This window comes from Bacillus mycoides (assembly GCF_001757995.1).
Classification (GTDB): Bacteria; Bacillota; Bacilli; order Bacillales; family Bacillaceae_G; genus Bacillus_A; species Bacillus_A mycoides_B.
Map to the genome: position 1 here is coordinate 20291 of NZ_LXLV01000058.1, position 14753 is coordinate 35043.

Consider the following 14753-nt stretch of genomic DNA (forward strand, 5'->3'; position numbering starts at 1 on the left):
TCCATCTGGATATTCCTTACATTTAATTTTACCATTACAACAGGCTAGGAAACTTTAAATATTCCTTAATTTCACAAAATAAACCCACCCCGTATTAACAAACAATAGGTTTTCCACTTATAGAAAATTCGTTCTATATGAAAAGACAACGAATTATATAGAATACATCTTACTTCACCTAATATTTGATACCACTTAGGTGCTTTACGTATTCCAATATTTCTTCATACCAAAGAGGGATGAGAAAATCTCATCCCTCTTTAAAATATACATTCAACAAATATTGTTGAATCCTTTTAGTTTGACACTTTAGACTCTTCGATTTTCGAACGAAGAACCATTTGCAAGATACCACCGTGACGGTAGTAGTCAATTTCAACTTCACTATCGAAACGAGCTACTACTTCAAATTGCTTCTCTTTTCCTTCTGAATCGATTGCAACTACTTTTACAAGATCGCGTGGTCTAACTGTTTTGTCAATTTGAATTTCAAATGACTCGTCACCAACAAGACCTAATGTTTCAGCGCTTTCGCCATCTTTAAATTGTAATGGTAATACGCCCATTAATACTAAGTTACTGCGGTGAATACGCTCGAAGCTCTCTGCGATTACTGCTTTAATACCTAATAAGTTTGTACCTTTCGCAGCCCAGTCACGAGAACTTCCCATACCGTAGTCTTTACCAGCAACAACTAGAAGGCCTGTGCCATCTTCTTTATATTTCATCGCAGCATCATAGATAGATGTTACTTCACCAGTTGGCCAATATGTTGTATATCCGCCTTCTGTTCCTGGTGCGATTTGGTTTTTAATACGGATGTTTGCGAATGTACCACGCATCATAACTTCATGGTTACCACGACGAGAACCGTAAGAGTTAAAGTCAACTGGTTGTACGCCGTTTTCTAGTAAATAACGTCCAGCTGGCGTATGCTTACCAATTGAACCTGCTGGTGAAATGTGGTCTGTCGTTACAGAATCACCAAATTTACCAACTATGCGTAAACCTGATAACGTTTCAACTTCACCTGGCTCTTTAGATAATCCTTCGAAAAACGGTGGGTTTTGAATGTATGTTGAATCATTATCCCAAGTATATAAAGCTTCATTTGAAGTTTGGATTTCATTCCAGCGCTCATTGCTGTTAAATACTTGTGCATATTCTTTTTTGAACAATTCAGATGTAACAACACTTTGAACTACATCTTCAATTTCTTTAGCTGATGGCCAAATATCATTAAAGTAAACAGCATTACCATTTACATCTTTACCGATTTCATCATTTTTCAGGTCAATATCAACAGTACCTGCAAGTGCATATGCCACAACAAGTGGTGGTGATGCTAAGTAGTTTGCTTTTACAAGTGGGTGAATACGACCTTCAAAGTTACGGTTACCAGATAAAACAGATGTTACTAATAAATCATTTGCTGCGATTGCTTCTTCTAATTCCTCTGCTAATGGACCAGAGTTACCGATACAAGTCGTACAGCCGTAACCAACTGTTTGGAAACCTAATTGATCTAAATACGTTGTTAAACCAGACTTATCTAAGTACTCTGTAACAACTTTAGATCCTGGTGCTAATGATGTTTTTACGTAACCAGGTACTTTAAGTCCTTTTTCAATTGCTTTCTTCGCAACTAAACCTGCTCCAATTAATACGTATGGATTTGACGTATTTGTACAGCTTGTAATCGCAGCGATTGCAATTCCGCCTGTTTTCATCGTTACTTCTTGATCTTTTAATGTAACTTTCACTTCTTTATCAAACTCTTGCTCATTGAATCCAAGTCCTTGTGTTCCAACTGGTGCTACAACAGCTTTATGGAACGCATCTTTCATATCTGAAAGTGGAATTAAATCTTGTGGGCGTTTCGGTCCAGAAAGATTAGATTCAATTGTATTTAAATCAATTTCAACAAGATCAGTATAGATTGGATCTTTACTGTCTGCTGTATAGAATAAGCCATTTGCTTTACAATATTCTTCAACAACGCGAATTTGCTCTTCATCTCTACCTGTTAAACGTAAGTATTCTAATGAAATGTCGTCGATTGGGAAGAATCCACAAGTTGCACCGTATTCTGGTGCCATATTTGAAATTGTTGCACGGTCAGCTAAAGGCATGCTCTTTAGTCCACTACCGAAGAACTCAACAAATTTACCAACTACACCTTTTTGACGTAACACTTGTGTTACTTTTAATGCAACATCAGTTGCTGTTGTACCACTTGGAAGTGTACCAGTTAATTTCACACCGATTACTTCAGGTACTGGGAAATATGAAGGCTGTCCAAGCATTCCTGCTTCTGCTTCAATACCACCAACGCCCCATCCAAGAACACCGATACCATTAATCATTGTTGTATGTGAGTCTGTTCCAACTAATGAATCTGGGTATGCAACTAAGTCACCTTCAGCATTTTTCACCGCATGAACAACCGGTGCTAAATATTCAAGGTTTACTTGGTGTACAATACCTGTTGCTGGTGGAACTGCACGGTAGTTATCAAATGATTTCTGTGCCCAGCTTAAAAATTTATAACGTTCTTCATTACGTTTAAACTCTAAGTCCATGTTGAATGCAAGCGAGTCTGCCGTACCTGCTCTATCAACCTGTACAGAGTGGTCAATTACAAGGTCTACAGTAATTTCTGGATTAATTTTATCAGGATCCCCGCCCATATCTGCCATTGCTTTACGAAGCGAAGCCAAATCTACAACAGCTGGAACACCTGTGAAGTCTTGTAAGATTACACGAGATGGTTTAAACGGAACATCGATATCTTGAACATCTTTCGTTCCCCATTTCGCTAAATTCGTAACATGTTCTTCTGTAATTACGCGTCCGTCTACTTGACGAAGCACAGATTCAAGTAAAACTTTAACGGAATATGGTAATTGAGATACGTTGCCAACCCCTGCGTTTTCAAGCGCTTTCAATGCATAATAATGATACGTCTTTCCATCTAGTTCAAAAGTTGCACGTGATTGAAATGGATTATGTTTGACCATTATGTTTCCCCCCTGTTAAACGTGACTAAGTTGTCTGAATATAAAATGTAGACAAACTTTTCAATACCTTACGATAATATCTTATTACAACTTTCTAAATAAGTAAATAATAAGAAACTTATGGATTATCATAAGTTTTCTTTATCTTTCTAAATTTGAATAGTGTCCATGCTCTTTATCAATACTATTACCATAAAGTAAAGCACTCTTTCAGTGTTTTACTTTACGTTCATATATGCTATGAACAACTCATGGTTCGTCTATAAAAAACATTATAGAGGTGAGAAAAATGGGTAAACGAAAAGCCAATCATATTATTTCAGGAATGAATGCTGCATCCGCACAAGGACAAGGAGCTGGTTATAACGAAGAGTTCGCAAACGAGCCTTTAACACCAGCAGAGCGACAAAATAATAAGAAACGCAAAAAGAACCAGTAACAAAAAATCCCAAAAGGTCCATTTTCCTTTTGGGATTTTTTCTAATGTTTATAACGTAACAACTCCGAAACTGTTACAAATCGATACCCCTGCTTTTTAAGCTCAGGTAAAATTTTTGCTAATGCCGCAACTGTTTGACTACGATCACTGCCTCCATCGTGCAACAGTACAATATCTCCACTTTTAGCATTTTTCACAACATGATTTACAATGGATTCAGTACCTGGATTCGCCCAATCACGAGGGTCTTGATGCCATGACCATAGAACAATTTGATACCCAGCTTTTTTTGCCGTAGTAAATACAGCATCATTAATATATCCACCTGGGGGACGGAACAATAAAGGTTCTTTCGCCCATTTTTCAAAATATTTCTTTCCATTTAAAATATCATTTTCTAATTTTTCATCTGATGAATTGCTCGCATACAAATGATTCATCGTATGATTTCCAATTTCATGTCCTTCTTTCAACACTTGCTTTACTAAATATGGATTACGCTGAACTCGAAATCCAATCATAAAAAAAGTCGCTTCCGCCTTATATTGATGTAATAAATCTAGGATTTGCGGTGTGTATGTTGGATCTGGTCCATCATCAAATGTGATTGCAATAACCTTTTCATTATTTGGCACTTCCCACGTTACATAGCCAGTTGGTTCTAGCTCTTTTCTGAGCAACATTTTCGCTTCCACTTTATCCACTTGAAATATATGTACTGCACAAATTAAAGAAAAAATTAGTAGAATAATTTTTTGTTTCTGCATATTAGCGCCAAAAGTTTTGAGATTGTTGAATACACAATAACCTCATTTACTTTTCTAATTGATCTACATTTCGCATAATATTTTGGAGATTATTTTCGTATTGCTCAAGTTGTGGACGTTGTGTTTCCGAAGCTACTTCTAGCGCATTTTGAATCTGTTCATACGCTTCCTGGACCTCTTGGCGTAACTCTTTTAAATCATGACCGTAGTTTGGATCATTTTTTACAATGTTGTTAAATGTATTTTCTGCTTGTGTAACTCCTTGCTGTGCAGCTTGAAAAGCTTGTTGTTTATCTTTATGATATGGCATTATACAATCCCCTTTCTATAATAGTTAGTCCCATTTATCTTTACCTTTTTTTCTAAAAAAATTCTCGTATAAATTCGCAAACTTCTCTCATTCTAAATAGGAAGAGGAGGTGTCATATACAATGGGAAAAAACAATCGTGAATCTAAAGAAAAAAAAGGACAACCTGAACCATTAAGCGGATCTCATAAAGTAAAAAATCGTAATCATTCTCGTCAAAAAAATCATGCTCATCATGATATGTAAAACAAAACATTCACACTAGCTACCTTTGTCACATACAATGTTTATATTTTTCCATTTATTCTTCACCCCTAGTTCATTCATGCATAACATAGTATGAATTGAGATTTTACGGAGGGTGTCTTACATGGGCAAGAAAAAGAAGGATTGTCTTTTTCATGTTGATGGTTTCGAAGAATGGATGGATCAATTTTGTTCTGATTCTTGTAGTAATTTTAGTTTTCCAAATCAAATTCATATTGATCTTTGTGAAACAGAACAAGAATACATTTTGGAAACAGATGTACCAATTATAACTGAACAAAATGTACTCATTAAAAAGATGGAGACAGGCCTAAACATTTGCATACTTCATAAAAACACTTCTTTACAGCGGATCATTCCTTTACCTGCTAATATCATGTACAAGAAGATGCTAGCCTGCTTAGAGAATGGATATTTAGCCATTCATATTTCCAAAAACGAAGTTGCCAATACGCATGAAGAGAAAGTCTTTTTTCGAATTAACGATTGATATAAATACAAATATAAGCCCGAGCAACCTTTTAGTTTGCTCGGGCTTATATTATTTCACTTGTATTTCAATATTAGAATCTCTATCATATCTTTTGTTCAATAAACCTTTTGTAACTAAAAGTACAGGAAATGCTACAGTTGAAAATATAGCTAGCGCTGCAAATACTACAAATCCATTTTGATACCCGTAATAATCGAGAAGTACTCCCCCAAACCAAGGACCAATTACTCCTCCAATTCCTGAAAATCCCATCGCTCCGAAGTATGTGCCTTTCAGATTGGAATCAGCGATCTCATCAATAAATACATCTGTCATTGAGAACATTAAAACTTCTCCAAATGTAAAAACAATTGTACAAATAGCTGCCCCTAACATGGATTCTACTAGTCCAAATCCAAACAATCCCCCGCTCACAAATAACGTTCCAACCATAATAGACGCTAATGGCGTATACTTTTTACATATTTGAATAACAGGGTATTGAATAACTACTACCGTAATTGCATTTAAAGCTAGCATATATGAGAACAACTTCACTCCATCCTGAAATATATGTGCATTTGCAAAATATTGAGATACTGTCGTGGTTAAATGTGAAAAACCACTATTACTCAAAATAATCCCGACTAAAGCAACTAAAAATACTACATCCCTTCGCAAAATGCGAATTGCATTTAACATTGTAACAGGCTTATCTGTATTTACTTTCTTTTGTTCAAGTGGGTACTTCTTAAATTGGAACGCTAATATAGCTGTATATAGAATGTATACTCCAGCTGCTACTAAAAAAGGGATTGTTGATTTTGCACTTCCGATCTGTAATCCGACAAGTGGGCCAATCGCTACCCCAACATTTATTGCACCGTAACGCAAATTATATACGAGTAAACGATACTCTGGTTTTGTTAAATCTGATAATAAAGCTCTTGATGTCGGTTCAAAAAAAGACCGACATAACCCATTCAAAGCGTTTAATAGAAAGAAACTAAAAACATGATCTGCAACTGAAAACCCTATAAATACAAAAACCCAAACGATCATGGACCATATTATAATCATCTTTCGACCAAATCGATCCGATAAATTGCCCCCAATAAAACTAGCAAACACTCCAACAAGCGCACTCGTTCCAATGATAGCACCCGTCATTCCAGCTGACACACCTTTAACAGTCGTTAAATAAATTGCTAAAAAAGGAATACTCATTGAAGTGGCGAACCTCGCAAATAGAGTCCCTATTATAATTGTCATTCCAAGCGGATGAATCTGTTGTAACTTCCCCTTCATCTCTAACCTACTCTCCCTTTTCCTACATAAAAAAAGAAAGCAAAGGATCTGCTTTCTTTTTCCTTTTTATACTTGAGATGTTTGCACCCGAGCCGTTCTCGATATGTCCATATCAATGCCATATGTAAACTGTAATTCTTTACAAATATCTTTAATTAAAATGGCTACGTTATACTTTTCATTAAATTGTAAAACAATGTTTTCCACTTCTTCATATGTATACTTATATTCGCCAGTAATTACACTTTTTAAATCAAAGCATTCGTTAATACAAAGCTGCACAAGTAATTGATCATACTTCTCTATCACATCTTCTTTCTTCCAAAGTAACTCCTTTACATATAACCGATCAAACTTCACACTTTCTCGATTACATTCCGTTAAAATCCGGGTCGTCTCATTCAATTCTCGATATAATTCGGAAATATTTCTGCTTAAACTAAGCAGCTTATCTACGCCGTTTTCATATAGCATTTTCATTCCACCCCCGCATTTTCTTTTTCTTATTATAGCAAGAAAATTCTAAAAATAGTTTCTTTCTTCTGAAATATTAGGAAACTAATTTCAATTGCTTTACAATGAAACTAGTGAACACGAAAGGGGAAAGAAATTTGGAGCAAAAATTATATTACACTGACGCTTATAAACAAGACTTTACTACTAAAGTTATAAAGCAAGATTATGATAAAGAAGGTAACTTATACGTTGTTTTAAATGAAACGGCATTTTATCCAACAGGCGGTGGGCAACCATATGATACTGGAACATTAAATGGCACCCCAGTAACTAATGTCGAAGAAGTAGATGGAGAAATTCGTCATTTTATTGTAGAACAATTACATACAGAAAAAGTAGAAGGAAAAATCAATTGGGAGCGCCGTTTTGATCATATGCAGCAACATGCAGCTCAGCACATTTTATCTGCTGCTTTTTGGGATCATTTTAACATACCCACTATCGGATTCCACCTTGGAAAAGAAACAGTAACAATTGATTTAGAAACGACAAACCTACCTACAGAAACGGTTGAAAAAGCAGTGCAAATTGCCAATAACATTGTTTTCGAAAACCATCCGATCCGTATAGAGTGGATGAACTTAGAAGAAGCGAAAACATTACCTCTTCGTAAAGAACCAACTATGAAAGAAAATATACGTGTTGTTATTATCGAAAACTATGATTACAACGGCTGTGGTGGAACGCATCCAAAACATACTGGGGAAATAGGTCCTATTCAAGTACTAGGATGGGAGCGCAATAAAGGTGGTATACGCTTAACATTTATTGCTGGTTGGCGCACACTTAAATTAATGGGACAACAGCAACAAATTATGAAAGATGTTTCCAAACAATTAAACAGTGGCGAAACTGATATTCCAGCAAAAGTGGCACAACTTCTTGCTTCTCAAAAAGAAAACGAAAAAACAATACAAACAATGAATGAAAAATTATTATTTGCAGAAGCAAATGAACTATTACAACAGCCTGCAGAAATACACGTTGGAGTACTCATTTCTAAAGTATTTACAAATCGTTCCATGCAAGAAATTGCAAAACTGTCCGCTATTATTACAGAACAACAAGAGCATGCAATTACATATTTCGTTATTGAAAATGAAGACAAATTACAATGTATTCTTGCTTGTGGTAAAGCAGTGACACTCGATATGAACACACTTTTAAAAGATGCCCTTCCTACAATTGAAGGAAAAGGTGGCGGAAATAAAAAAAGTGCTCGCGGCGGCGGAAAAGCAATTATGACTGGGGACGAGTTTTTAAATCAACTTGTTTCTTCTTTACAATCTGCAGTGTAGATTATTTTATGAAGTGGATGTCATTGAACTGTGTGACATCCACTTCTCTTTTCTGCTTTGTGCACAGTAGTACAGTAAATGAAATTATATGAACGATTCTGCAAATATATCTATCACAACTCGCAATATATCAGCGATTCTATAAGAAATATCGATTTACCGACAAAATACGATAATGAACACAGCTTATAGAGTAAGAGAAGGCTGCTACACAATAACAGCCTCCTCCTATATTTACAAACCAATATTTTGTTTTAATCCTTGATAACTCCCAGCGTTCAAGAACTTTTTAGATGCAAGTTTAATGAACTTCTCAGAAAAACCATAGCCACTTAATTCTTTAATCGGTACCATTTGCACATCATGAATCGGATTATGATCAAACTCATTTGAAGGTAGTGTAATTTCACCTTCTACCTTTTCAAGTAAAAATGTAATATGTAATAAAGATGGGCTAGCATCCGGTTTATCACAAACATATAGTAGCTTCTTAATTTTAACTTCTAATCCCGTTTCTTCTCTCATTTCTCGAATCATTGCTTCTTCTAACGTTTCACCGTTCTCTACTCTCCCTCCAGGTAAAGACCAATTTCGGTTAGCAACTTTTTGGTTTACTAGCAATATCTTATCATCTTCAATTAAAACTCCAGTAACACGAACTTGCATTACATTTTCCATATGTAATCTCCTCTTCCCTTTACATTTACAAATTAATCCTTCCACAAAAAGAACGTACGTTTTATAATTAAAGGAAATTATGGAAGAAAGAAGTTGTTACATTCATGCGTCCACCTTTAACAAAGTCTATATCACTCGAAGATTTCCAAAATTATTATTGGTTAAAAGCTGAACTGCAAACATTTTGTCGTGAGCATGATTTACCAGCGACCGACTCTAAAGTCGAAATCACTGAGCGTATCTCACATTATTTAACTACAGGAAAAATATTAAAAAACAGTTCTCATCAAAAAAAGAGTAAAACATCTCTCTCTTATAAAGAGCTTTCTTTACAAACAGTTATTACTGAAAATCACCGTTGTAGTGAAGATGTTCTTGCTTTTTTTAAAGAAAATATCGACGCAAACTTCCGCTTTACAGTAGCCCTTCAAAAGTTTTTTAAAGAGAATATCGGAAAAACATATGAAGATGCTATAACGTTTTGGTATGAAGAAAATGAAAGAAAAAAAGACCCTACATATAAAACAACTATCGGTACACAGTTTGAATACAATCGTTTTACTCGTGCTTTTTTCGAAGACCCTTTCAACAAAGGAAAATCAAAAGCTGATGCAATCGCTGCTTGGAACGAAATAAAAGTAAAACCTGGTAGCAATGCCTATATTCCTCAAAAAGTAGAAAACTAGTTCCTTTCTAGTCTTCTACTTTCTCAAATAATAGAGCAAGACCTATTCCGCCTCCAATTCCTAATGTCGCAATTCCATATTTCATAGACTCTCTTCTTGCCTGATAAAACAAACGTGTCACAAGCATAGCCCCAGATGCACCGTACGGATGACCGAGTGCAATTGCACCACCATTTACATTTAATTTTTCATACGGAATTTTCAACTCCTTTGCACATGCCACAACTTTCGAAGCAAAGGCTTCATTTATTTCAAAATAATCTATGTCCTCTACTTTTAAATTCATTTCATTTAATAATTTATTCACAGCATATATCGGACCAGTCCCTGGAAAATTTGGATCAACTCCAATTACAGCACTGTGAACAAACCGAAGAACAGGCTTATATCCTAATTTCCGAGCTTGCCCCTCTTCCATTACAAGAACAGCACATGCCCCATCATTTACACCACACGAATTACCTGCCGTCACCGTTCCATTTTGTAAAAATACAGGTTTTGTTCTCTTAATCATTCTTTCATACTTCATTTCTCGCTTTATAGCTTCATCTAACAATCCATTAAGTGATAATATTTCTTCTTGTACATATCCTTTTTCTAACGCTTGTAGCGTCCGCTTATAACTAAGACAAGCATACTCGTCTTGCATTTCTCTCGTTATGTTATAACGCTCTGCAACATATTCAGCCGCCAATCCCATATCAGGGTCTCCAATTGTTTCAGGTGAAAACCGCGCTCTATTTTGAAAAGGTGACGTACTTGTACTCTCTACTCCCCCTGCAATATAGCAATTACCGGCTCCGCCTTGAATAAAATGACATGCGGCGCGAATTGCCTCTAATCCAGCACCGCATTGCCGGTCAATCGTTACACCAGGTATATGATAACCAAGTCCCGCTTCTAAAGCAGATAATCTTGCAACATTACCTCCTGGTCCAATGACATTCCCTAATATGACATCATCCATTTCTCTCTCAATTCCTTTACTTAAAAATGCAAGGAGCGGCGCTACTAATTGCTGAACTTCATAATCTCTCAACATCCCATTTTTCTTGCCAATGGGCGTCCTTTTCGCTTCTACAATAACTGCTCTATTCATGTACCTTCTCCTGATTTTCAATTATACTTTTTGCTGCAATGCGAGCTACTTTCCCGCTACTCGTATAAGGTATTTCATCTACAAAATGCCATTCTTTCGGTATTTTAAAAGAGGATAATCGTTGTAAGCAATAACTCTTTAATTGTTGCTTCGTAGCACTTCCTTTTACGATAGCGACAGGCTTTTCACCCCAATAACTATCTTTTATACCAACAACAACAATTTCTTCAACAGCTGGGTGCGTATGTAACACACTTTCTATTTCTTCTGGAAAAATATTGATTCCTCCAAATAAAATTATATTCTTCTCTCTACCAACAATATATATAAAGCCTTCTTCATCTTGATAGCCTACATCTCGCACTGTCATCCAGCCATCTGCAGTCAACTCTAGAGCTAAAACACCATCCAATATATAGCCCATAAAAAGCTGATCACTTCTCACATAAACAGTTCCTATTTCACCTATCTGTACTTGCTCTCCTGCTTCATTACATATTCGAACTTGTACATTATGACAAGGCTTCCCTACTGAAGTCGGCTTTCTTTCACTCTCTTCATCGATCAATGCCGTTACAAAACTTAGCTCAGACGCACCATAAAACTCATATCTTTTTGCATAAGGAAACATATTCTTCATCTTTTCTTTCGCTTCAGCTTCCCATTTCGCTCCTGACGAAATAATTTTCATTTCCCTTTCAATTACTTTATTTTCTTTATACAAAGACTCAAGCATTGTAGGGACTGTATACATTACAGAAATATTCTCTATCTTTAGACTAGATAACACTTGAACTGGTACAAACTTTCTCATTATGTGTACCGTTTGTCCTAAAAATAATGCACTTATTGCTCCATATAGGAACAAAGAATGGACAAGCGTTCCAGCTATTAAAATAGAATCTTCCTTTTTCATATGAAAGTCATGTACATTACAATCAAAACTATGAACCCACGATTGTTGTGCACGTAAAAATGCTTTTGCCCTTCCAGTCGATCCTGATGTAAATCCCATATAAAAAGGAGCGTTTTGTACATTTTCTACAGGATGATATGTAGGAAGATAGTTCTCAATCATTTCTTTCCATTCTTCAATCTCAATAACCCTTCCTTCTTCGCAGGATATATCACTAAGCCTATACTGCTCTGCCACAATAATCTCCGGTTTACTAATCGCTATTCTTTCTTTAAGTTCATCTCGTTTCCATTTTATATCTAGCGGCACACAAACCCATCCAGCCATTGCGGAACCCGCAAATATTTGTAAAAACTCAGTACAATTTTCTAATACAATTGCTACTGTTTTATTCTTCGAGTCTTTTTCATTCAACCAGTTTGCTACTTTACAAACTGACTCGAACCAATCTTTATATGTTAACACTCTATCCTTGTCTTTAATCGCTATTTTATTTGGTTGTAAAGAGGCATACTTTTTGTATTCTTTTGTAATCCCTATATGTGACATCCTTTCTTTACAAAATAATAAAAAGAAACACGCGCGTAACGTGTTTCTCCTTTTTCTTATCCTGCATTTGTAATTTTTTTATTCTTCAAAGCAGGCGTAATAATATGTTTCAATGAGCGATGTAACCTTGTCACAAGAATCGCTGCTATAATCGCTTTTATGCAATCACCTGGTAAAAATACGACACTTACTTTCATCGTTTCCCATACGGAAATATCCATTACGAAAGCTTGTACAATGATACCAAATACATAAACTACGAAAATACCACCAATTATATTAATACATAATACTTTTATAATAGAAACTTCACGTAAACGCTCAATGAAATAACCAATTACAAATGCTCCTACAATATAACCAAGTAAATATCCTGCACTTGGCCCAACAAATACGCCTGGACCCCCGCGTCCACCCGCAAGTAATGGTGCTCCAACTCCAACTATAAGTAAGAAAATAAGTTGACTTAATGCACCAAGACGTGAGCCTAACAGCCCACCAGCAAGCATAACACCAAGTGATTGTAATGTAATTGGAACTGGTGTGATAGAAAGAGCAATCGGAGGAATTAAGCCTAGCACTCCCATAATCGAACTAAATAAAGCGACGAAAACTAAGTTTTTTGTATTCATGTTTGCTTCTCCTATTTGTAAACTTAAATTAGATTTTAGATAACATATTACAGGAGTTATATTATCTTTCTATCCGCCTTTTGTCAACCTTATTCACACACAAGTTTACAAATATAGATTCAATTATTTCTCTTTATGCAAATGCTCAAGTTCTTTCCGAAGCGCCTGTTTTAAAAACTTCCCAACAGATGTTTTCGGAATTTCCTCCATAAATACAATATCGTCTGGTAACCACCACTTCGCAAACTGTGGTTTTAAAAATTCATATAGTTCTTCTTTTGTAACAGTGCTATTTTTCTTTTGTACAACGCAGGCAACTGGACGCTCTTGCCACTGCGGGTGTGGAATTGCAACGACAGCCGCTTCAAATATAGCGTCATGTGCCATTAGAGCATTTTCAAGGTCAACTGAGGAAATCCATTCTCCCCCGCTTTTAATAACATCCTTCGTACGATCAACAATCTTTACGCACCCTTCCTCGTCAACCGTAACGACATCTCCTGTATATAACCAACCATCACGAAAGCCTTCGACAGTACGCTCATCGTTATAATAGCTTGCAGCGATCCATGGCGCTCGTAAACATAGTTCTCCCATCTCCGTACCATCCCACTTCACTTCACCATTTGTACCGACTACTTTCATCTCTACACCAGGAACAAGATATCCTTGCTTCGATCTTATCTCAAGTTGTTCTTCATACGCCAAATCTGTTTCATAGCTTTTTAGACGTGCAAGCGTTACGAGTGGACTCGTTTCAGTCATGCCATATGCATGTACGAAAGGAACATTATATTTTTGCTCAAACGCTTTAATAACGCTTTTCGGTGCAGCTGCGCCTCCGCATAGTAATCTCGTTATACTAGATAAATCATAACTATTATTTTCTAACTCTTGTAAAACACCGAGCCAAATTGTCGGCACACCTGCAGCTATCGTTACTTTTTCAGTTTGAATCATTTCTAATAAAATTTTCGGCGTAAACATCGGCCCCGGAAGAACTTGTTTTGCCCCAAACCAAGTAGCCGCAAAAGGAAGTCCCCAAGCGTTCACATGAAACATTGGCACAATAGCCATTGCTGCATCACTTTCCGATAAAGCTGTCGTATCCGCTAATCCGAGTGCCATACAGTGCAACACTGTACTACGATGTGTATAAACAACACCTTTCGGATTCCCTGTAGTCGCTGACGTATAACACATACCAGCAGGTGTATTTTCATCAATATCTTTAACGAATTGGAAATTTGGGTCGCCTTCTTCTAAAAGTTTCTCATAATGATATACAGGCTGAAGTGTAGTTTTTGGGAGCTCATCTTTATCAGTCATAATAATGTATGCTTGTACAGTCGATAATTCCGACTGGATATTCTCAATGAGTGGCACAAGATCTTCATCAATAAGTAAAATACGATTTTCTGCATGTTGAATAATGTATGAAATATGTTGAGGAGATAAACGAATATTAATTGTGTGTAATACGGAAGCAATACCTGGAATAGCAAAATATGCCTCCACATGTCGATGATGATTCCACGCTAACGTTCCTATGCGCTCGCCTTCTTTAATTCCAAGCTTTTTTAACGCACTTGAAAGTCTTCTTGTCCTTTCCCCTAGCTGCTTATACGTTAATGTCGTAACTGTATCATGTGTCCGTGAAATGATTTCTTTCTTTGGGAATAGTTTTTCTGCCCTTTCCATCATAGAACTAATTGTTAGAGGTACATTCATCATCATATTGTTTACATCCTCCCTTTAAAGCGTTTTCATTTTGTTCATTATAACAGAATTCTACAAA

Annotated in this window: 15 protein-coding genes; 5 read left to right on the plus strand and 10 right to left on the minus strand. The window is 36.2% G+C overall.

Annotated elements, in window-relative coordinates:
- Positions 1-296: 296 nt before the first annotated feature.
- Positions 297-3020: an aconitate hydratase AcnA gene (gene acnA / locus BWGOE10_RS17815; RefSeq protein ID WP_070144373.1), complete on the minus strand. Its 2724-nt coding sequence runs from the start codon at positions 3018-3020 to the stop codon at positions 297-299.
- A 289-nt stretch (positions 3021-3309) separates the two neighbouring features.
- On the opposite strand from acnA, the gene sspO reads away from it, so the two are divergent.
- Positions 3310-3459, plus strand: coding sequence for an acid-soluble spore protein SspO (gene sspO, locus BWGOE10_RS17820; protein ID WP_002111139.1), 150 nt, complete (start codon positions 3310-3312; stop codon positions 3457-3459).
- Positions 3460-3500: 41 nt separating this feature from the next.
- Here sspO and pdaB read toward each other — a convergent pair whose 3' ends face one another.
- The gene (gene pdaB / locus BWGOE10_RS17825) at positions 3501-4226 is read right to left on the minus strand and encodes a polysaccharide deacetylase family sporulation protein PdaB (protein ID WP_070144374.1); all 726 of its coding nucleotides are present in this window, start codon (positions 4224-4226) and stop codon (positions 3501-3503) included.
- A gap of 46 nt (positions 4227-4272) precedes the next feature.
- Positions 4273-4536, minus strand: a complete 264-nt coding sequence (locus tag BWGOE10_RS17830) for a hypothetical protein (RefSeq protein ID WP_016105829.1) — start codon at positions 4534-4536, stop codon at positions 4273-4275.
- A gap of 121 nt (positions 4537-4657) precedes the next feature.
- On the opposite strand from BWGOE10_RS17830, the gene BWGOE10_RS17835 reads away from it, so the two are divergent.
- Both BWGOE10_RS17835 and BWGOE10_RS17840 read left to right on the plus strand, forming a co-directional pair.
- Positions 4658-4780 carry a small acid-soluble spore protein P gene (locus BWGOE10_RS17835; RefSeq protein ID WP_000517651.1) on the plus strand — a complete coding sequence of 41 codons (123 nt, stop codon included), beginning with the start codon at positions 4658-4660 and terminating at the stop codon, positions 4778-4780.
- 124 nt (positions 4781-4904) lie between these two features.
- Positions 4905-5291, plus strand: coding sequence for an Hsp20/alpha crystallin family protein (locus BWGOE10_RS17840; RefSeq protein ID WP_070144375.1), 387 nt, complete (start codon positions 4905-4907; stop codon positions 5289-5291).
- Positions 5292-5342: 51 nt separating this feature from the next.
- On the opposite strand, the gene BWGOE10_RS17845 is transcribed toward BWGOE10_RS17840, so the two are convergent.
- Positions 5343-6581 (minus strand): MDR family MFS transporter, encoded by a 1239-nt coding sequence (locus tag BWGOE10_RS17845; RefSeq protein ID WP_070144376.1) that lies wholly within the window; start codon positions 6579-6581, stop codon positions 5343-5345.
- A 66-nt stretch (positions 6582-6647) separates the two neighbouring features.
- Positions 6648-7055, minus strand: coding sequence for a hypothetical protein (locus tag BWGOE10_RS17850; protein ID WP_070144426.1), 408 nt, complete (start codon positions 7053-7055; stop codon positions 6648-6650).
- A 137-nt stretch (positions 7056-7192) separates the two neighbouring features.
- Between BWGOE10_RS17850 and BWGOE10_RS17855 the strand changes: the two genes are divergently transcribed.
- Positions 7193-8395, plus strand: coding sequence for an alanyl-tRNA editing protein (locus BWGOE10_RS17855; protein WP_148662483.1), 1203 nt, complete (start codon positions 7193-7195; stop codon positions 8393-8395).
- A gap of 234 nt (positions 8396-8629) precedes the next feature.
- Here BWGOE10_RS17855 and BWGOE10_RS17860 read toward each other — a convergent pair whose 3' ends face one another.
- Positions 8630-9073, minus strand: coding sequence for an NUDIX domain-containing protein (locus BWGOE10_RS17860; protein ID WP_070144378.1), 444 nt, complete (start codon positions 9071-9073; stop codon positions 8630-8632).
- Positions 9074-9177: 104 nt separating this feature from the next.
- On the opposite strand from BWGOE10_RS17860, the gene BWGOE10_RS17865 reads away from it, so the two are divergent.
- Positions 9178-9759 carry a DUF6434 domain-containing protein gene (locus BWGOE10_RS17865; RefSeq protein WP_070144379.1) on the plus strand — a complete coding sequence of 194 codons (582 nt, stop codon included), beginning with the start codon at positions 9178-9180 and terminating at the stop codon, positions 9757-9759.
- 7 nt (positions 9760-9766) lie between these two features.
- Here the strand turns inward: BWGOE10_RS17865 and BWGOE10_RS17870 are convergent, their stop codons facing one another.
- From BWGOE10_RS17870 to BWGOE10_RS17885, 4 genes are all read right to left on the minus strand, one after another.
- Complete coding sequence (locus BWGOE10_RS17870) at positions 9767-10858, minus strand: acetyl-CoA C-acyltransferase (protein ID WP_070144380.1); 1092 nt, start codon at positions 10856-10858, stop codon at positions 9767-9769.
- On the minus strand, positions 10851-12314 hold the full coding sequence (locus BWGOE10_RS17875) for an acyl-CoA synthetase (RefSeq protein WP_070144427.1): 1464 nt from the start codon (positions 12312-12314) through the stop codon (positions 10851-10853). The genes BWGOE10_RS17870 and BWGOE10_RS17875 overlap by 8 nt, the downstream gene beginning before the upstream one ends.
- Before the next feature lie 65 nt (positions 12315-12379).
- On the minus strand, positions 12380-12955 hold the full coding sequence (locus BWGOE10_RS17880) for a biotin transporter BioY (protein ID WP_070144381.1): 576 nt from the start codon (positions 12953-12955) through the stop codon (positions 12380-12382).
- 123 nt (positions 12956-13078) lie between these two features.
- Positions 13079-14692 (minus strand): long-chain fatty acid--CoA ligase, encoded by a 1614-nt coding sequence (locus BWGOE10_RS17885; RefSeq protein WP_070144382.1) that lies wholly within the window; start codon positions 14690-14692, stop codon positions 13079-13081.
- Between the last annotated feature and the right edge of the window lie 61 nt (positions 14693-14753).